At 54.6% G+C, this 17,909-nt stretch carries 15 protein-coding genes and 1 tRNA gene; 7 read left to right on the top strand and 9 right to left on the bottom strand.

Going from position 1 to position 17,909, the window contains the following annotated elements; translation table 11 throughout:
* Window positions 1-67: 67 nt before the first annotated feature.
* The 3 genes from C8N36_RS06510 to C8N36_RS06500 form a co-directional block, all read right to left on the bottom strand.
* Window positions 68-1,222: an RsmB/NOP family class I SAM-dependent RNA methyltransferase gene (locus C8N36_RS06510; protein WP_097804058.1), complete on the bottom strand. Its 1,155-nt coding sequence runs from the start codon at window positions 1,220-1,222 to the stop codon at window positions 68-70.
* 110 nt (window positions 1,223-1,332) lie between these two features.
* Window positions 1,333-2,190 carry a hypothetical protein gene (locus tag C8N36_RS06505; RefSeq protein WP_097804059.1) on the bottom strand — a complete coding sequence of 286 codons (858 nt, stop codon included), beginning with the start codon at window positions 2,188-2,190 and terminating at the stop codon, window positions 1,333-1,335.
* Entirely contained in the window at window positions 2,187-3,320 is a 1,134-nt protein-coding gene (locus tag C8N36_RS06500; protein ID WP_097804157.1) for a DNA cytosine methyltransferase, read from the bottom strand. Before C8N36_RS06500 ends, C8N36_RS06505 begins: the two co-directional genes overlap by 4 nt.
* A gap of 160 nt (window positions 3,321-3,480) precedes the next feature.
* Here C8N36_RS06500 and C8N36_RS06495 point away from each other — a divergent pair, with 160 nt between their 5' ends.
* A complete protein-coding gene (locus C8N36_RS06495) occupies window positions 3,481-4,836 on the top strand; it encodes an MATE family efflux transporter (RefSeq protein WP_097804060.1) in 1,356 nt (451 codons plus the stop codon).
* A 69-nt stretch (window positions 4,837-4,905) separates the two neighbouring features.
* Here the strand turns inward: C8N36_RS06495 and guaB are convergent, their stop codons facing one another.
* The gene (gene guaB, locus C8N36_RS06490) at window positions 4,906-6,351 is read right to left on the bottom strand and encodes an IMP dehydrogenase (RefSeq protein ID WP_097804061.1); all 1,446 of its coding nucleotides are present in this window, start codon (window positions 6,349-6,351) and stop codon (window positions 4,906-4,908) included.
* Between the two features lie 266 nt (window positions 6,352-6,617).
* Here guaB and C8N36_RS06485 point away from each other — a divergent pair, with 266 nt between their 5' ends.
* From C8N36_RS06485 to C8N36_RS06470, 4 genes are all read left to right on the top strand, one after another.
* Window positions 6,618-7,766, top strand: a complete 1,149-nt coding sequence (locus C8N36_RS06485) for a CaiB/BaiF CoA transferase family protein (RefSeq protein WP_097804062.1) — start codon at window positions 6,618-6,620, stop codon at window positions 7,764-7,766.
* A complete protein-coding gene (locus tag C8N36_RS06480) occupies window positions 7,763-8,290 on the top strand; it encodes a GNAT family N-acetyltransferase (protein WP_097804063.1) in 528 nt (175 codons plus the stop codon). The genes C8N36_RS06485 and C8N36_RS06480 overlap by 4 nt, the downstream gene beginning before the upstream one ends.
* Window positions 8,291-8,380: 90 nt before the next feature.
* The gene (locus C8N36_RS06475) at window positions 8,381-10,423 is read left to right on the top strand and encodes an ASKHA domain-containing protein (RefSeq protein WP_097804064.1); all 2,043 of its coding nucleotides are present in this window, start codon (window positions 8,381-8,383) and stop codon (window positions 10,421-10,423) included.
* Window positions 10,424-10,483: 60 nt separating this feature from the next.
* Window positions 10,484-10,557 (top strand) — tRNA-Gly (locus C8N36_RS06470).
* An 872-nt stretch (window positions 10,558-11,429) separates the two neighbouring features.
* Here C8N36_RS06470 and C8N36_RS06465 read toward each other — a convergent pair.
* The 3 genes from C8N36_RS06465 to C8N36_RS06460 form a co-directional block, all read right to left on the bottom strand.
* Window positions 11,430-12,629 carry a carbohydrate porin gene (locus tag C8N36_RS06465; protein WP_097804066.1) on the bottom strand — a complete coding sequence of 400 codons (1,200 nt, stop codon included), beginning with the start codon at window positions 12,627-12,629 and terminating at the stop codon, window positions 11,430-11,432.
* Window positions 12,622-12,768 (bottom strand): hypothetical protein, encoded by a 147-nt coding sequence (locus C8N36_RS24125; protein WP_170125828.1) that lies wholly within the window; start codon window positions 12,766-12,768, stop codon window positions 12,622-12,624. The genes C8N36_RS06465 and C8N36_RS24125 overlap by 8 nt, the downstream gene beginning before the upstream one ends.
* 73 nt (window positions 12,769-12,841) lie before the next feature.
* Complete coding sequence (locus C8N36_RS06460; RefSeq protein ID WP_176527073.1) at window positions 12,842-14,239, bottom strand: metal-dependent hydrolase family protein; 1,398 nt, start codon at window positions 14,237-14,239, stop codon at window positions 12,842-12,844.
* 187 nt (window positions 14,240-14,426) lie between these two features.
* Here C8N36_RS06460 and C8N36_RS06455 point away from each other — a divergent pair, with 187 nt between their 5' ends.
* Window positions 14,427-15,425 (top strand): AraC family transcriptional regulator, encoded by a 999-nt coding sequence (locus C8N36_RS06455; RefSeq protein WP_170125827.1) that lies wholly within the window; start codon window positions 14,427-14,429, stop codon window positions 15,423-15,425.
* Between the two features lie 408 nt (window positions 15,426-15,833).
* On the opposite strand, the gene C8N36_RS06445 is transcribed toward C8N36_RS06455, so the two are convergent.
* Entirely contained in the window at window positions 15,834-16,163 is a 330-nt protein-coding gene (locus C8N36_RS06445; protein WP_097804069.1) for an arsenate reductase family protein, read from the bottom strand.
* Window positions 16,164-16,216: 53 nt separating this feature from the next.
* A complete protein-coding gene (locus tag C8N36_RS06440) occupies window positions 16,217-16,633 on the bottom strand; it encodes a VOC family protein (protein WP_097804070.1) in 417 nt (138 codons plus the stop codon).
* A gap of 199 nt (window positions 16,634-16,832) precedes the next feature.
* On the opposite strand from C8N36_RS06440, the gene C8N36_RS06430 reads away from it, so the two are divergent.
* Complete coding sequence (locus tag C8N36_RS06430; protein ID WP_097804072.1) at window positions 16,833-17,909, top strand: AbrB family transcriptional regulator; 1,077 nt, start codon at window positions 16,833-16,835, stop codon at window positions 17,907-17,909.

Here is a 17,909-nt window from a genome sequence, read left to right as displayed (position 1 = left end):
TCCCGTCGTCGTTAATTACTAGTTAACCCCCGTCAAAAAACAACCCTAAGTGGCATTTAGATCTCTGTCATTTTCTTTTAAAGAAAGTCACATAAAATCCATCGCCGCCGTCCTCCGGCAAAAATTGCCGTTCGACTTGTTGTTCCCAGCCCGAATTGGCCTGCAAGAAACGCGCCGATTGATGGGTGTTTTCAGCTGGAAGAACCGAACATGTTGCGTAGGCAAGAAAACCGCCAGGAGACACCAAGCTCTTGGCATTATTAATGATTTCTGATTGCAAACCAATCAGCGCCTCAAGGTCCTCCGGGCCAAATCGCCACTTCCCTTCGGGAGAGCGGCGCCAAGCACCACTACCGGAACACGGCACATCACATAAGACCAAGTCAAATTGGCCTGTTGGGCTGTCGACGATATCCACTTTCGCGGCTGCCCTTTCAGCCCGTGCAGGCAAATCGGACATGCGGCCCACATTGGCGTCATGGGCCGTGACCGGTCCGCCATCCATGCGCGCTGCCATTGCCAAGGTCTTACCACCACCGCCTGCGCAATAATCCAACACCCGCATACCGGCCTGCAATGGCAACATATCAACAACGGATTGTGAGGCGGCATCTTGCAATTCAACCAGTCCGGTCAAATAGGCCTGTGATCGTGCCACCTGCCGTGCGCCCTCGGTGACCCTTAAGGCTGTTGGTGACAATGCATGCGCTTCGGTCAAAATTCCTTCGGCGGACAATTCGGCTTGCGCGGTGGCTAGATCGGCCTTCAACGTATTGACTCGCAAGTAAACCTCGGCACGGTGGCGCAATGACATGGCCGTGGATTCAGCTTTCTCTCCCAGCCCATCGGAAAAGCGCTGACCCAGCCAGTCCGGCAGATCCCAGGCTGCATATCCATCTGCATCCCTGCCTCCCGCTTGCTCATCATCGCTCAGTGGGCCCGGCGCATGACCCTGACCTGTGAACATGGTGTCCGGATCAATATCTGCACTGCGCAACAGCCCAAGAACACGGCCCCTGCCAGTCTCGGCTCCGCCAAGTGCGGCAGTGCTGCGCCACATGCGCAAACAGTCAAACACATGGTCGCGCACCGCACGGCGGTCCTTGCTGCCAGCATAACGGGAATTACGCGCCCAATTGGTCAGGGCTTTTTCAGCAGGTATGCCGCCTTCGATACGGTCAATGATTTCGGCGGCGGCTTGCAGACGGGCAGCTGGGGTCATGGGGGCCTCATGCGTTGGTTTCCTACGCCATAAGCGAGCCTGCGCCGAAGGAGCAAGCGCAAACACGCATCTGCCCCTTTAACCATGCCTGCCTTGGCTGGCACCTGCGCCTATGATCGCCGAATTGGTGTGGGATCAGAGGCCTTTTGCACCGTCCCGCCACGCGAAATAGTGGTGGTGCGCACTGTCTCGGCACCTTGATGCGCCACTTCGATCTGGACCTGATGCAGCTCTGCGTCTGCACCGCCAAAACAGGTCTGCATCGCTTGCAACAAACCGACATCATCAAGCGTGTTGATGCGCGGGCGCGGATTGTTGCGCGGACTTGGAACGGTGGCGGGAAACAGGTAGATGCACGGCGGCTGTAGCCGGTATTGCCCCACTTCGGTCACCCGATCCGGTGCCAAAGTGAGTTTTGGGCATGGTCGCGCCGCCGTGCCGCAAATCCAATCCCAAACCACCAGCCCATCTATTCGTTGATTACGATCAATCATCTCGGCGCTCAGGCGGGTGTGAATGCCCGACCAAACATTGTGACGGGGGTCCGCGCCCGGGTTCGAACAAACAGACCAGATGATGAATTCATCGGCATGCGGCGGGCGTTCAAAGATATTGGTATTATTGCCATCCAAACAGCCCTTAAGCTCAATGATCGCGGTCCGGTCGGAATTCAAAGTCACCGCATAATCGTGCCGGTTCGACTCTCCGGCTGAAGCCCAATCCTTTATGAACCCACCAAAACGCATATGGTCCAGAACCTGCGCTACAAACCCCCGCTTTTCTTTCATCGAAGCGGAATACTGCCCGCGAATGCGTTCAATCGCGCCGCGAAACAGACCGGATTGATAGAAGTCTTGTTCATCAAGCCCATGATCGCCCAGCAAATGCGCCTCGCGCTTGAGCACCTCTGCAAATTCGACAATCTTCAACCGCAGCTCGGCGTTTTTCTCGCAGGATATCTCGCTCATACGCGGGCACTTTGGGCGGCGGGTATCAGGGGCTCAAACAGGTGTTGCGACAAATACCGAACCACCGGAACGGCAACTCCGTCGCCGGTCAGGTGATAGGCTTCATTGTAACGGTCAGGCAAAATATATGTCTCGGGCAGCCCCATCAGCCGCGCGGTTTCACGGGTCGAGATCAATCGCGACCGGATACTGCTGTTTTCGACAACCATGATCAGTTGCCGCGAAGAGCCCCCAGCCGGTGTCCGCAAACATCCGGCGATTTCATCAAAACGAACCTCGGCGCGCTGCACCTTGATGCCATGTTCGACACGTGTGCGTTTATAAATCGTACCCACCATACGCACCCCCGCCGACTTGGCGGTTTCAACCTTCGCCAAATTCACTTCGGACATCATCGACAGCAATGCACGGGTTTCAGATTTGGTGTGCCATTTGGTGGATGCCGGTCGATCCTCGACCAGATCAGCAAAGCGTAAAATCCGCTCTGCCGGTTTGGGCATTTCCCACCACAGCCATTGTTTTTGAAGCGTTTTCGGAAGGCTGTCATAGGCGTTGCGCAGGCCCTTGGTGTGCCATGGAACCTGTGGTGCCTGCCGGATGATACCTACCGGCATTGGCAAATCTGCGCGCATCGCAACAATGATTAAACGTGGCCGTGATTGCGGTACAAACAACGCGGCGTCCATAACAATCGCCCCGAACCGATACCCCAAATCGCGCAAGGCCCGACAGATAGCAGTGAAGTCTTTTCCTTGATGAGAGGTCAATGTGCCCAAGACATTTTCCAGCGCAATCACCGCTGGCGCGCGGTTTTCATCCCTCAAAGTCTGGATATGGTGGACAAATGGCCAAAACGTGCCAGAGCGCGCGCCCTTGAGACCGCCGCCCAAGCCCGCCAATGACAGGTCCTGACATGGAAAACTTCCCCAGATCAGGTCGGGCTGGTCAGGCATATCATCTGGCGACAGGTTCCGAATATCATCAACAATAAGATGATCCGATCCCCAATTGCGGATATAAGATGCCCCTTTCTTTGCATCAAAGTCATTGGCCAGTAGACACTTCCAGCCCACGCCAAGACCAGCGCGTGCCATGCCGCCCCCTGCAAAGAATTCGTAGAATCTGCGCAACTGCCTCTCCTTTTGACCTCTTAGACCATGTGCCTTGGAACGGAGCAAGAACGCAAACAATGTTATGCCGCCAATCGTGACAGGAATAAAATCGCAAGAGACCATGGACAAATCCGTATAGATTTGTATTTTTTTGTCAAAATCCCAAAAGCGAGCCAGCATGCCTGAAATCCCCGCCACCCCGTCGCGTCGGGATATTTTTGCTGTGGCCTGGCCTTTGGGAATGAAGGCCATGATGATGCATGGCATCATAGCCATCGATGCCTATCTGGTTTCCTCATTGGGCGAACCTGCCTTGGCTGCCATGGGATTGGCAGGCGCGATCGGAGCTTTGCTGTTGGGCTTTCAATTCGCCTTTTCCAGCGCGTCACAAATCCGGATTGCGCAGGCTTTTGGATCGGGCGAAACAGTCCCTTTGAAAACCGGATTCTACATCGGGCTTTTGATCAACTTGATCCTTGCATTACTTGGAATCATTGCTGTGCTTTTGTTCGGCGGGATGGTTTTAAGGGCCTTTGCCCACACCCCTTGGATTGCCGAGCAAGCACAATCTTACTTGTTGGTGTTTTTGGCCATGGTGGTGCTCGAGGCGTTTAGCCATGCCTTCACCAGCCTGTTTAACGGCAGCGGAAAAACCACGATGGCCTTTTACAGCCAGCTGATATCGATACCGGTCAACATCGGCGTGAGCATCGTATTGATCCATGGGCTGTACGGGTTTCCCGCCATGGGCGTAACCGGTGCCGCTGTGGGAACAGCCGTCGCAGCCTTTGCGCGGGCAGCATATCTGGCGGTGATGTTTTGGCGCATAACCGGGGGGTATTTGACGGTTCAAGGATGGCGCAACAACAGCTTTGTCGAGGCCACCAAACGGCACCTGCGTTTCGCGTTGCCCATCGCAACAACATTTTGCAGCGTCACAATCACCACCGCTGTCTGTGCGTTTCTGTTCGCCAAGATGAGCGTCAATGAATTTGCAGCCATCACTTTGATTATGCCGTGGATTCATGTCGCGGGAGTCTTTGCGATTTGCTGGGCGCAGGCGACGGGCATTATCGTTGCGCAACTGCTGGGTGGGCATACCCCTCCAGCGGCGCTGGATGCCTTTTTAAGCCGTGCATGGCGGGTCATCTTTGTTTCCAGCATGGCGGTTTCCTTGATGTATCTTGCGGTCTGCCTTTCGTCGGGCTGGATCTATTCCGAACTCCAAGATGAAACCCGTGCCGCCTTGATGAGCTTTTTGCCGATCTTGTTGGTCCTGCCCTACCCCAAAGGATCAAACGCGATCTGCGGAAATACTTTGCGGGCGGGCGGCGACACGGTCTATGTGATGAATATTTTCCTGACATCGCAGTGGCTTTTTCGCATCCCGTTGACCGCGCTATTCATTTTGTATTGGGATCTATCGGTGACTTGGGTCTTTGCCCTGCTATTGGCCGAAGAACTGGTCAAGTTTCCTGCCTTTCACCTACGCCTCTACAAGCGAAAATGGCAGGCAGGCGGGATGTCAGACTAACCGGCATCCAAAACAAAAGCCGCGTGCATGATTGCACGCGGCTTTTTTGATCTCACTCAGATCAGCTATTTAGCCAATCCGGTAGTTCGGGCTTTCACGCGTGATCTGGACGTCATGCACGTGGCTTTCTTTCAGCCCCGCGCCGGTGATCTTTACAAAGCTGCAATCGCTACGCATCGAGGCCACAGTCGGACAGCCGGTGTAGCCCATCGCCGCGCGCAAACCGCCAACCAACTGGTGAATGACGGCACCGGCAGAGCCTTTGTAAGGCACCTGACCTTCGATACCTTCGGGCACCAGTTTGTCACTGGCGGCATCCTTTTGGAAATAGCGATCAGCAGAGCCGCGCGCCATAGCGCCAAGGCTACCCATGCCGCGATAGGCTTTGAAAGAGCGACCCTGATACAAAATCACTTCGCCCGGCGATTCATCAGTCCCCGCGATCATGCTGCCAACCATCGCACAAGACGCGCCAGCCGCGATGGCTTTGGCGAAATCGCCTGAGAACTTGATACCACCATCGGCGATAACCGGCACATTGCCTGCTGCTCTGGAGCAATCGTCAATCGCTGTCAGCTGCGGCACACCAACACCGGCCACCATACGTGTGGTGCAAATAGAACCGGGACCGATGCCAACTTTGACCGCATCGGCACCTGCGTCGATCAGGGCTTTGGTTGCGTCGCCAGTGGCCACGTTGCCAGCAATGACTTGGATGTCGTAATTGGCTTTGACCCGTTTCACCGCCTCAAGAACACCGTCCGAGTGACCATGTGCGGTATCGATCACAACAATATCAACACCTGCGTCGATCAGCATTTCGGTGCGGGCATACCCGCTGTCCCCAACACTAGAGGCAGCAGCTACCCGCAGGCGCCCCAGCTCGTCTTTACAGGCTGTCGGGTTCAAAACCGCCATTTCAGTGTCTTTGAGTGTCAACAAGCCGGTCAGTTTTCCTGTGCCGTCATGCACCAACAGCTTTTCAATCCGGCGTGCCCGCATCAGGCTTTTGGCTTCTTCCAGATCTGCAGGTTCTTGCAGCATCGCCAGATTGTCCGAGGTCATCATGGCATGCACCGGCACATCATCCGATTGGGCAAACCGCATATCACGGTTTGTCAAAATACCCATGACACGGCCATCTTTGTCTACGACCGGAAAACCGGTAAAGTTATACCGCTCGATAAGCGCTTTGGCCTCGGCCAGAGTTTGATCGACCGTCAAAGTCACCGGGTTGTAAACGATACCGGATTCAAAGCGTTTGACACGGCGCACTTCGCGCGATTGCTCTTCGGCATTCAGGTTTTTGTGGATCACCCCAATACCGCCCGCTTGGGCCATTGTGATGGCCATGCGTGCCTCGGTGACTGTGTCCATCGCGGAACTCAGCAGCGGGATATTCATGGCAATGGATTGGGTCACCTGTGTGCGCGTATCAGCAGTACTGGGCAGCACGCTGGATGCGTTTGGAACAAGCAGAACATCGTCGAAGGTCAGGGCCTCGCGAATCTCCATGGGGGGTACTCCTGGGCAGATATCGGTTGGCACGTCGCTATTACACGGGTTGGACGCGGGGGAAAGAGGGAAAGCATGCTTGTGGTGGGATTGTTATCATTCGAGCTGGCCAATGGACGCCCGCAGATGGGGGCCAGCCCCCAAACCCCCGGGATATTTCGGGACAGAAGAAAACACGGGCGGGGAATTGCCTGCCTGGCAATTGACCGTTGCCGAGGTCGGGTAAGTGGCGCATCCAAGGGGTAGAGTTTTTTAGGACGGATGTGATGACGGCTCCTCTTGCTGGAATAACCATTTTGGACATGACGCATGTCTTGGCAGGCCCCTATTGCACAATGACGCTGGCCGATCTGGGCGCAGAGGTGATCAAGGTCGAGCAGCCGGTGACGGGCGATGATACACGGGCTTTTCCGCCATTTAAGGACGGGAAGTCTGCCTATTTTGCCACAATCAATCATGGAAAAAAGTCCATTGCTTTGAATCTAAAAGACGCTGATGACCGCGCTATTTTCGAGCGATTGGTGGCGCGGGCGGATGTTTTGGTTGAGAACTACAGGCCCGGAGTGATGGAGCGTCTGGGCTATGGCTGGGACGCTTTGCATGAAGTCTTTCCCCGGTTGGTTTATGGGGCGGTCAGTGGGTTTGGCCACACAGGCCCTGATGCCAAACGGCCTGCCTATGACATGGTGGTGCAGGCGCGCGGCGGGGTGATGTCGATCACCGGCGAAAAGGATCGCGACCCTGTGCGGGTTGGCGCATCCATCGGGGACATCGTGGCTGGAATGTTCTTGGCGCAGGGGATTTTGGCCGCCCTTTTTGACCGTGACCGTTTGGGAAAGGGGCGCAAAATCGATGTTTCCATGCTCGACAGTCAGTTGGCGCTTTTGGAGCATGCTGTGGCCATGACGTCGGTAAACGGGGTTGCGCCCGGCCCGTCTGGTGCCCGTCATCCATCCATCACTCCGTTTGAGACATTTCACGCGGCCGACGGATTGTTTGTGATCGCTGCAGGTAACGACCGCCTGTTCGAAAAGCTGTGTCTGGCGATGGAATTGCCCTTGGCGGATGATCCGCGTTTTGCCACCAATCCGGCCCGCTGTGAAAACGCGCGGCTGTTGAAACGATTGATCGAGGCCGTTACACTTGGCGACACGCGGGCCTTTTGGATCGCAAAGCTGACGGCGGCCGGCATCCCGACCGGCCCGATCCAGAACGTCGGCGAAGTGCTCAAAGATCCACAGATTCAAGCCCGCAATATGGTTGTCGATGTGCTCGATAGAAATGGCCGTGCAGCGTATACGGCCGCCGGGAACCCCATCAAAATGACAGACAACCCTGACCCCAGCACACGTCGCCCTGCCCCCGATCTGGATGGCAATCGCGGCGAAATTTTACGCTGGCTGGACGATTCATGATGCTTAGACCCGCTGAAGTATCCGATGCTGCAGCGCTTGCGGCCCTGTCTATTGAAGTGTGGGTCTATACGTACCTACGCAATGGCGTGTCTTCGTTCTTTGCTGACTACGCACTTCGGACCTTTACGGCCGCCTCTTTTTCCAAAGCTGTTCGCGCGGGCTCTGAAACCATCTTGGTATCACAAAACACGCAAGGAATTGATGGATTTGTCCGTCTCAGTGAAAACCGCGCTGCCCCTGTCGCAGGATGCGGCACTTTGGAGATCAGCTCGCTTTATGTGCAACCGCGTCATCATGGCAAAGGCATCGGCGCGGCGTTGCTCCGCGCTGCGATTGACCGGGCGTGCAGCTTGGGTGCAACGGATGTCTGGTTGACAACAAACGCGGAAAATAGCCCCGCTATCCGGTTTTATCTTGGAAACGGTTTTGAGAAAGTTGGGGAGGCAGCCTTTCAAATCCAAGACCAAGGCTTTCTCAACAATGTCTATCGCCTGCAGCTAAATCCACCGCGCGACGAGGTTTGACGCCTTTAGGCATACTAAGGTCGCCGATTGGCTTTCACTTTTCAGGTTTGGCGCTATTTTGCCCCTGCGCGATACAGGAAACCCAGTGCCATGACCCAAGATCCCCTTGTGATTTTCACCCCCTCAGGCAAGCGGGGCCGCTTTGCTGTTGGAACACCGGTGCTGACGGCAGCGCGACAGCTCGGGGTAGATCTGGATTCGGTATGCGGCGGGCGCGGGATTTGTTCCAAGTGTCAGATCACTCCCAGCTATGGCGATTTCCCCAAACACGGGGTCACCGTTTCCGAGGGCGCGCTGTCCGACTGGAACGCCGTTGAGCAACGCTATGACGACAAGCGCGGGCTGAAGGCGGGACGGCGACTTGGGTGTCAGGCGGTTGTACAAGGCGATATTGTCATCGACGTGCCGCCTGAAAGTCAGGTTCACAAACAAGTGGTGCGCAAAGCCGCCAGTGCCCGCGTGATAGAAATGGATCCGGCGACCCGACTGTATTTTGTCGAAGTTGACGAACCTGACATGCATGAGCCAACCGGCGATCTGGAACGGCTGGAACGGGCCCTAAAAGCGCAGTGGAACATTGACGGCATCGAAATTGATTTCGCGGTGCTGGCCGGATTACAAACCGTTTTGCGCAAAGGGAAATGGCAGATTACGGTTGCGCTCTACACGGCGCACAAACAGACCAAACCACGCGTGATTGCAGCTTGGCCTGCGTTGCATGAATCCGGATTGTTTGGCCTTGCCATCGACCTTGGGTCTACCACAATTGCCGCGCATTTGACCGATTTGGAAACCGGCTTGGTTGTCGCCTCTTCGGGTATCATGAACCCTCAAATCCGGTTTGGCGAAGACCTGATGAGCCGGGTTTCCTATGCCATGATGAACCCGGGTGGCGACCGTGAAATGACCAAGGCAGTGCGCGACGCGATTGATACCCTCGCGCTCGACATCGCCAAGGAAGCAGAGATCGACACCTCGCTGATCCTTGAGACCGTATTCGTATGCAATCCGGTTATGCATCATTTGCTATTGGGCATCGATCCGGTCGAGTTGGGTCAGGCACCATTTGCACTGGCCACGTCCGAACCGATGAACCTGTCGGCTTCGGAATTGGGCCTTAGCGCCCTGCCCGCTGCTGCACGCATCTACATTCTTCCGTGCATTGCCGGCCATGTTGGGGCCGATGCGGCAGCTGTTGCGCTGAGCGAGGAACCGGGTAAATCCGAAGACCTTGTTTTGATCGTCGATGTTGGCACCAATGCGGAAATCCTTTTGGGTGATACAGCCCGCGTCTTGGCATGCTCATCCCCCACAGGACCCGCTTTTGAGGGCGCGCAAATCAGTTCAGGCCAGCGCGCTGCCCCCGGTGCAATCGAAGCCATTCGTATCGACCCCGTGACAAAAGACCCGCGCTTTCGGGTGATTGGCTGCGATTTGTGGTCAGACGAAGACGGGTTTTGGGATCATACTGCCCAGACTGGCATCACCGGAATCTGCGGTTCCGGCATCATCGAAGCGGTGGCCGAAATGCGCATTGCGGGCCTGTTGGACCCATCCGGCCTGATTGGCTCGGCAGAGCAAACCGGAACCGCGCGCAGCGAACCTGAAGGGCGCACGCATTCCTATCTGATCCACGACGGCAGCGCTGAGGGCGGCCCGCGCATCACAGTGACCCAAGGCGACATCCGCGCCATCCAATTGGCCAAATCCGCGCTCTATGCCGGTGCTCGGTTGTTGATGGATGTGCGTGGGGTCGACAAGGTTGACCGTGTCGTGCTGGCAGGAGCTTTTGGCGCGCATATATCGCCCTTGCACGCCATGGTCTTGGGTATGATCCCCGATGTGCCAATCGACAAAGTGCAATCAGCAGGGAATGCGGCCGGCACTGGCGCGCGTATCGCGCTGTGCAATCTGGCCGCACGGCGCGATGTCGAACGAATGGTTCGCGAAATTACCAAGGTCGAAACCGCAATCGAACCGAAGTTTCAAGAACACTTTGTGGCGGCCAATGCCATCCCCCATGCCACCGATCCCTTCCCCGAACTGTCGAGCAAAGTCACCTTGCCCAAAGTCAGTTTTAACACCAATGGCGGCGATGGCGCAGGCGGGCGGCGACGCCGTCGGCGGGGGTAATTTCCCGCCCAAACGGGCTTGACCCCCCTGCGCACTCGGACTACCAAAGCATTCTGGTGCGCGGGTATGGTGAAAAGGTATCACGGCAGCTTCCCAAGCTTTAGTTACGAGTTCGATTCTCGTTACCCGCTCCAGATTTCCCTTTGTTTTTCATTACATTCAAGTATTTGCAAAAACCATCTGATGCCAGACAAGGCAGTGATCAACAAGGTTTCGCGGGGAATTCGGTAAGGTTTGCGCCGCTTCGAGCAACCGTTTCCCAGATTTTCACCCAGACTTTGATCACTCTTCCCCCCGATCTGCAGTCGAGCTCCCCCGACGTCATAGTTTCGGTTGGTCAGAAGGCACCAAGCGCGCCCAACACCAACCAAACAAGCCAAATAGCACCATCAAAAGAATGGACGCGTTCGGACACTAACTTAGGCTATGCTTTGTGGTCAGTTGATGATGTCAAAACAGAAGCGACGTCACCCGAGGTTCAACTCCAAAGTCGCGTTGTAGGCCCATCAAGGTGAGGAAACGGCCAGCGAATTAGCCAGTCTATTGGGCGTCCATCCTACGTGATCCACCAGAGGAAGCGCGCTTTGCCTGAAGGCGCGTCTGCTGTGTTCGAACGCTGTGGCCGCGAACCATCGTGCAGTGTTAGCCCCGCATCTCAGAAACCCGGTCCAGTTCGCGGGCAACCCCGTCGCGCTTCAGCAGGGTGGGCAAGCGACGGGATCAAAAGCGACGCTGTTCAGATGACAGCTTTTTCAGTCAGTCTCGCAAATCGGTAACTTCCCGGCGCTTGGATGACCGCTGCTAGACACGCAGATCAATTCCCGCCTAGGCACTGGCCCCGCTCTCTTGCACCAAGCCCAGCTAGATGCTCTTTCAAAATCCCAATGATCTGTTCTTCGGTGAAACGGCTTCTGGTCATCGTCTGTCTCCTTGGTTGGAGAACAGGCTGCCCCTAACCGCTGGACACTTCAGGGGAGCAGGTCCGAGTGGTTTATGTCTAAACCGCCTAAAACACTACACGCGCTCTGAGGCCGAACAAAGTCATGCTCGACTGTGACGGGTTGAGTAGCGGATTGTCGATGAATTGAACCGATGGGGTAATCTGTAGCCCAGCAGAAAGCGAGAAGCGGTAAAAGGTTTCGACTGTTGTCTGGCTGCCAGAAATGCCGTTGGCTTCGGCCCAGTTGACGCCTATGCCAGCAAGGTCGGTGTTTTTGCCATAGTATCCCAATCCGGCAGAGAGCGATCTGTTGTATAACGCAGCTGTGCCTTTGGAGATCCCGCCCCGAATGAAGGGCATCCATTTGTTGTCCACAAACCAAGCGCTGGAAAACGCCGCTCCATAGTCTTCTGCGCGGCTCCCGTCGTCTGAAGCATCGCTGTGCCAAAGGGTAATGTGGATGTTATCAAAATAAATCCGATCAAAGCCACTCGTATAGCCCAGCTCAACGCTTTTGAATAATTTGCCGTCTGAGAAAACATCCAAATCAGGCGAGGAAGGATCAGCGTTCGCATCAGCGACACTGGCTGTCGCATAGAAGTTCGATCCCAACCGGACCCCTCCTGCAATGGCCAAACCGGGGTTTGGTGCATTAATGGTCGGGCTGGTATTAAAGGCGAGGTTCTGAAAGGCCGTATAGGGGCTTACCATGCCGTATACGTCCACAAAGTCGGTGACATCGATTTGCCCGACCTGAAACGTCCACGACTGATCCGCTGCGCGCTGTGTCCAGAACAGATTGGTCAGAAGTGCATCGCTGGCGTTGAATGCAGTACCGGTTATGGACAGCGCTCCGCCGTCAAATCCGAAAAACTGTGGGGCGATACCCCCGTAAGTATGGCGGTGTTCGATTTTGAACGTAAGGGAGCCGTTCTCGGTTCCCTGCCACGTGCCGTAAAGTCGGGCGATGCCGCTGCCAGCCTCTCCGGCGCCCAATTCCGCATTGGAAGACTGACCAAGCGCCAAATAATCCAGATTGAATCGAAAACCGTGATCCTCAGCCAAACGATCCTTCCAACCAAAATAGCGCGGGGCGATGTTATTGGGAAAGGTAGAGCGAAAGGAAGGGTCGGTTAACCCGTCGCTTTCAGCAAGGTCTGCCTGTACCGAGGAAGGCCCCCCAAGGTCTTGGGCAACGGCTGGTGCCCCAAAGGAGCAAAAAATCGCAAGAGGCAAAAGCCAAGTCCGGATCGTGTTTTTATTCATCTACTGCACCATGGTTGGCAAGTTCATGTGAAATCATCGGTGCTTGGACCAATACGCTGAGCAATCGCCGCGGCGGCCGGAAACGACGCAATACATACACCAGATATGGAAAGGACAAGGGCACTCCTGCATTCAGCATTTGCTATTTCCTTTGGAGGTTTCAAGCCGCCTAAAAACGGGGTGTATGGACAACTCCAACACCCCGCCTGCCATCAATTTAGAGTGTTTTTATAGATAACCCCGTCTTTCATAATGACGGTGATGGTCTCAGGGCTTTCAGGGCGCAGAGGTCCGTCAAACCACTTGTCGGAAGTTCCCATAACCGAAAAATCTTCCAGAGGGTTGCCATCGATCAGGAGAATGTCGGCGTAGGCGCCCTCTTGGATCACACCAAGTTTTCCATCAGGGTATGGGTTCATGAAGTCGCCCGAAAGCGCAACGAGTTCGCCGCCAGTTGAGGTCAAAGTGACAAGGGCAGTGTGGGGGTCAAAAAAGTCGGCATTTAGATATTTCTCATAGGCAATCTGCTTGTTGCAGGAAGCGACATCGCCGACACAATCAGTCTGAAAGGCGCGTTTGACGGGGCATTTCTTCATGTTGGGGATGTAGTTTACAAATGCCGCTGATGCGGATGTCGCTTTGCGCAGGCTCGCAGCCACATTCTTGACGGCGGGAATTTCCAATAGTCCGGGATCGAAAGCCGTGAGATTGGTTGTAATATACGCGCCTTTCTCTTTCATCAGGTCTGCGACTTCACAATCGAACATAAACCCATGTTCAATTGATTTTACCCCCGCATTAAGGGCGGTCATGATGGCTTCTTTCCTGTATGAGTGCGCCATCACATAGCTGCCGTACTCATTTGCAACCTGAACAGCCGCCTCAATTTCTTCTTGCGACCCAGCAAGCAGCTGCCAAGGATCAAAAGCGGAAACTGCGCCGCCAGATTGCATGAATTTTAGCTGGCTTGCCCCCATACGAAAGTTGTTGCGCCCAAACTTGTGAATATCCGCGACGCTGTCGGCCTCCTGCGCCATGTTGAGCCGGCCCATATTTGTGGACTGACCTACGGGCGACGTAAAGTTGGCAAAATCCGCATGGCCGCCCCGCGAACCGATGAAGGCTCCAGATGGGTAAACGCGTGGTCCAAGGATCGTTCCGTTGTTAATCGCACGCTGTAGGCCAGCATTTGCACCGCCGGCATCGCGTACCGTGGTGAACCCCTGCATCAAATACATCTCAGACATTTTGACGCCATGGATCGCGAAATCTTCCCATGTCGTGTTGGCCTCCATTGCCGGCAGAGAAGGTCCCATCAGCATGAGGTGAGCATGGCCTTCGATGAGGCCGGGCATTAGGGTTTGTCCACCGCCGTCAATGACAACCGCGTCCGCACTTCCCGTGAGGTCATTGCCACCAATGGTTTTTATCAGGTTGTTTTCGACCAAAACGCTTTGATTCATTACCAGAGTGTCACTGAAACCGTCGAAAATATTAACATTTGTGAAAAGGACCTGTTGGGCCTTTTCGTCCTGCGCCTGAGCGAAAGATGCCCCCCCGGCCATTAATACACTCAGGGCGGCACCTGATAGAAATCCACGCATTTTCATCCCACTACTCCCTTGAGAATCAGATTTTCAATTGAAATCTCTAAAACGACTGTCGCAAATATCGCGGATGCATGCCGGTCTTTACAGGACAGCACGCGTCGAATTTCGGCGCGAAATGAATGGTCGGAATTGACCGGCGGGCACTTTTCCTTTTGAACTGAAGGCACCCGATGGAAAAATGCACACAATGCCGGACTCTTTACCCCTTGTTCAACTTCAACTCCTGAAGCCGTTGCTCCACGGTTTGCGAGGCCGAGGGATAGATCCGGAGGCGGTTCTAGAAAGTGTTGGTTTGACAATGAGGGCCGTAGATCAGGAAGGAGCATCAGTCCATGTCATGGTCATGCACCAATTTGTAGAGAACTGTGCAGAGGTAACCAAGGACAACACCTTTGCCGCTCAAATTGGCAGCCGCTTGGACCCCAGCGGGTGGCCCATGGTCGGTTTGGCCCTAGACACTGCGGCGACGCTCGGAGAATTTTTGAACATCTATGTGGTGAATGCCGCCAAAGTCGCGACCTCCGCAACGCCTTATTTGGAGATCAGGGGGAACATTACGACGTTTGGTGAAGAACGTCGATTTAAGCCACTGATAGAACCCAGACAAAATGATGGTTTTATGATTTCTCTTAAACTGTCCATTTTGGAAAACGCACTTGGGCCGGCGCTCGAGCCTGAGAAAGTCCTGTTGGTTTTGTGTGATCCGCTAGTATTGCCCAAGAAGTATGCGCGTTATCAGTCGATAAAGGGCAACAATATGGGCCCTCGCATTCAATTTCCATCTGAATGGCTCGCTGTTCCACTTAGCCGCTATTTAAGGGCTGTGGAACCCGGGCTGCCACCGAGGAAAATGGGCCAAGATGACTTTCTTTCCAGTTTCAGGGGGCTTTTGGAGCAAAGCATCGGAGAGGGAGGCATGAATCTGGATGGAGCGGCGAAACTCGTCCATATGAATTCGAAAAAGCTCTCAAGGACACTTTTCAGCCTTGGGACCACGGTTTCACAAGAAGTGTCCCGCGCAAAGATGAACCATGCCAAAGCGGCACTATCCACCAGCACTCTTTCCATACAAGAGATCGCTTCATCTCTTGGGTATACCGATGCATCAAATTTTGCTCGTGCCTTTTCTAAGGACGCGGGATTGAGCCCGAGTGCGTATCGATTAAAATACTCCCCCCAAAAATAATTTGGACAGTTTGAGTGCGTATTTGTTCTGATTTTCCGGCCACCAGCGGACATTCGTCCCGAGAGGATTAAATGACTTGATTGGGCCGAATGTGAATGGTTTCATCACGTTTGGGGTGATTTTGCAAAGCCCGCGTCCTGCAGCTCGTGCAGATAGGCAGCTTCGTGTTTGAGAGACCTCCAGTGCCTTTCGATGAAGGTATTGTCCAGATATCGGCCTCGCCCATCCATCGATATCTTCACATCAGTTTCGGTCAGAGTGATGATCCAGACGGCACCCGTAAACTGTGTCTTTTGGTCATTACTTAACCATTCTTCAAGGTCGGACACATCTTGGCACGCGGCCCGAATGCGGCGGACCAATTCAACCTCATGATCGCCTGCAATTTATCGGTCACGCAAGCGTCGCCTAAACGGGGATCAAGGCTGCTTGAACGACCTCATCCCACCCTAGATACAAAGTCTCCTGATCACGTATGACTGGCCGGGCCATCACTTTGGGTTTTGCAGAAATTTGAGCCTCTGCTTCAGAATTTTTCAACCATTCATTTAGCGCCCGATAGTCATTCGATTTTCGATCTACCAAACGGTCCCCGAACTCAGCAATCAACCCAGCCAGTTCTGTTTCGCTGAGGGGCTCTGCCCTAATATCGCGAAAGGTAATTTCTTTACCCGCGGCCTCCAAGGCCTTACGGGCCCTTTGGCAGACCGGGCAAGTGCTCAATCCATAGAGTATCATAAAGCAACTTTCCTTGATGATGATATTTGGGCCAACTCTGCCAGCCTGTCGCGCTAAGGCATATCAACCACTTGATGAACTTCGATCACATTGCCTTCCGGATCATAGAAAAAGACTTGATGCCATCCCTTCACGGCATCAGTTCCCCAATCCGAATAAGGCACGCCTTGCGCATCCAAATGCGCCATGAACCCCTCAATGTCATCTGTACGGTACGCAATGTGCCCGCGTTCCAACGGGTTCACCACATGCCCTGATCGAAATGAGTTCAGCACATCACGCGGTGTCAGGTGCAGCTGAATATCGCCATCGGTCACGAAGGAGACATCCCCTACCAGTCCCTTTTCCTGATTCAAGGGCGGCAGTTCGGCAGGGTCTTCATCCCCCAAAGACAGTACATCACGATAAAAGCGGTCCATTTCGGACACTTTGGCTGAACATAAATTAATGTGGTGTAATTTGAGTTTCATGGGCGCAGTCTTGCCCAATGCTCAAGCGCACACAAGTGATGGTTTCGGCTATTTGGCAGGAGTCTACCGCCAGATGAGCGGCAGTAAGAGCTGCTATGAAGTTGTCTACGCGGCGCATCACAGAAATGCCGGCTCTGGGAACAGGTCTGATGCCCTTGGGTTGATTGCTGTTGCCAATGTTCGGGCGTAAGAGAAAACAATGCAGCTATCACAAGACTTCCTTCACCGATCCGGTTTGACCTGTGCGCTTTTAGTGCTGGGCGGTTTCGGAGGCTTTATTGCCTCGAAACTATCGGTGCCAATGCCTTGGATGCTTGGCGCTTTGATGGCTTCGGCGGGTTTGGTTTTGGTACGGCCACCGCTTGTTCTCAATGAATATAGCTTTCCGACCGGATTGCGCAGCGGATTTGTCGGACTGATCGGGGTCATGATCGGGGCGCAAGTCACACCGGACTTGGTGACCGTTTTGCCTGAAATGCCCCTGACCATTGCCGCATTGGCGCTATTTGTCGGGCTTTGTTTTGCAGGAAATCTGGTAATCTTCGAACGTCTTGGGGGATATGACCGCGCCACAGCATTCTTTTCCGGCACCCCCGGCGGTTTGCTGGAAAGCATCGTCATGGGCGAAGAATCCGGAGCCGATATACGCATATTAACCACACAGCAGTTCTTGCGTGTCATTGCGGTGATCGCCTTAGTGCCCTTGGGCCTGTCGCTCTGGCTTGGCCATCCGGTTGGCAGCGCTGCGGGGCTGTCTGCAGCCCTGCCCGACCATCCTGTCACCGTCCAAAGCCTTGCTTTGGTGATCGCGGCGGCTTTGACCGGATTTGCTATGGCCAAAAAGCTGAGACTGCCAGCAGGCCAGTTGACTGGCCCTTTGCTGCTTACCGCCGCGCTAAACCTAAGCGGAATTGTTGATATTCATTTGCCCAGCTGGATGGTTGCCGCCGCACAGCTTGTCATCGGCGTCAGTCTAGGCTTGCGGTTCCAAGGTGTTGACGGGGCTTTGCTGCGCCGCTCGCTTTGGCTTTGCATGATTTCGGTCAGCTATATGCTTGGGCTCGGGCTGTGTTTTGCCTTTGCCCTTCACCAGTTTACCCAGATCGAGTTCCTGCACCTGTTCATCAGCTTTGCCCCGGGCGGCGTCGCCGAAATGTCGATCATCGCGCTCAGCCTTGCGGCCAACCCCGCCTTGGTCAGCTTGATCCACGTCATACGCATTTTGATGACAGTCGCCGCGATGCCCATAATAGGGCGTTGGATGAAGCTGCGCTGA

It is taken from the genome of Pelagimonas varians, assembly GCF_003208435.1.
Taxonomy (GTDB): Bacteria; Pseudomonadota; Alphaproteobacteria; order Rhodobacterales; family Rhodobacteraceae; genus Pelagimonas; species Pelagimonas varians.
The sequence above is the reverse complement of the archived record's forward strand: the minus strand, read 5'-3'. Positions and strand labels throughout refer to the sequence as shown.

Bases quoted from the DNA above. Each gene is read 5' to 3' on its own strand.
- C8N36_RS06510 (WP_097804058.1), bottom strand. From the start codon at position 1,222: ATGACCCCAGCTGCCCGTCTGCAAGCCGCCGCCGAAATCATTGACCGT.
- C8N36_RS06505 (WP_097804059.1), bottom strand. From the start codon at position 2,190: ATGAGCGAGATATCCTGCGAGAAAAACGCCGAGCTGCGGTTGAAGATT.
- C8N36_RS06495 (WP_097804060.1), top strand. From the start codon at position 3,481: ATGCCTGAAATCCCCGCCACCCCGTCGCGTCGGGATATTTTTGCTGTG.
- guaB (WP_097804061.1), bottom strand. From the start codon at position 6,351: ATGGAGATTCGCGAGGCCCTGACCTTCGACGATGTTCTGCTTGTTCCA.
- C8N36_RS06485 (WP_097804062.1), top strand. From the start codon at position 6,618: ATGACGGCTCCTCTTGCTGGAATAACCATTTTGGACATGACGCATGTC.
- C8N36_RS06480 (WP_097804063.1), top strand. From the start codon at position 7,763: ATGATGCTTAGACCCGCTGAAGTATCCGATGCTGCAGCGCTTGCGGCC.
- C8N36_RS06475 (WP_097804064.1), top strand. From the start codon at position 8,381: ATGACCCAAGATCCCCTTGTGATTTTCACCCCCTCAGGCAAGCGGGGC.
- C8N36_RS06465 (WP_097804066.1), bottom strand. From the start codon at position 12,629: ATGAATAAAAACACGATCCGGACTTGGCTTTTGCCTCTTGCGATTTTT.
- C8N36_RS24125 (WP_170125828.1), bottom strand. From the start codon at position 12,768: ATGCTGAATGCAGGAGTGCCCTTGTCCTTTCCATATCTGGTGTATGTA.
- C8N36_RS06460 (WP_176527073.1), bottom strand. From the start codon at position 14,239: ATGAAAATGCGTGGATTTCTATCAGGTGCCGCCCTGAGTGTATTAATG.
- C8N36_RS06455 (WP_170125827.1), top strand. From the start codon at position 14,427: ATGCCGGACTCTTTACCCCTTGTTCAACTTCAACTCCTGAAGCCGTTG.
- C8N36_RS06445 (WP_097804069.1), bottom strand. From the start codon at position 16,163: ATGATACTCTATGGATTGAGCACTTGCCCGGTCTGCCAAAGGGCCCGT.
- C8N36_RS06440 (WP_097804070.1), bottom strand. From the start codon at position 16,633: ATGAAACTCAAATTACACCACATTAATTTATGTTCAGCCAAAGTGTCC.
- C8N36_RS06430 (WP_097804072.1), top strand. From the start codon at position 16,833: ATGCAGCTATCACAAGACTTCCTTCACCGATCCGGTTTGACCTGTGCG.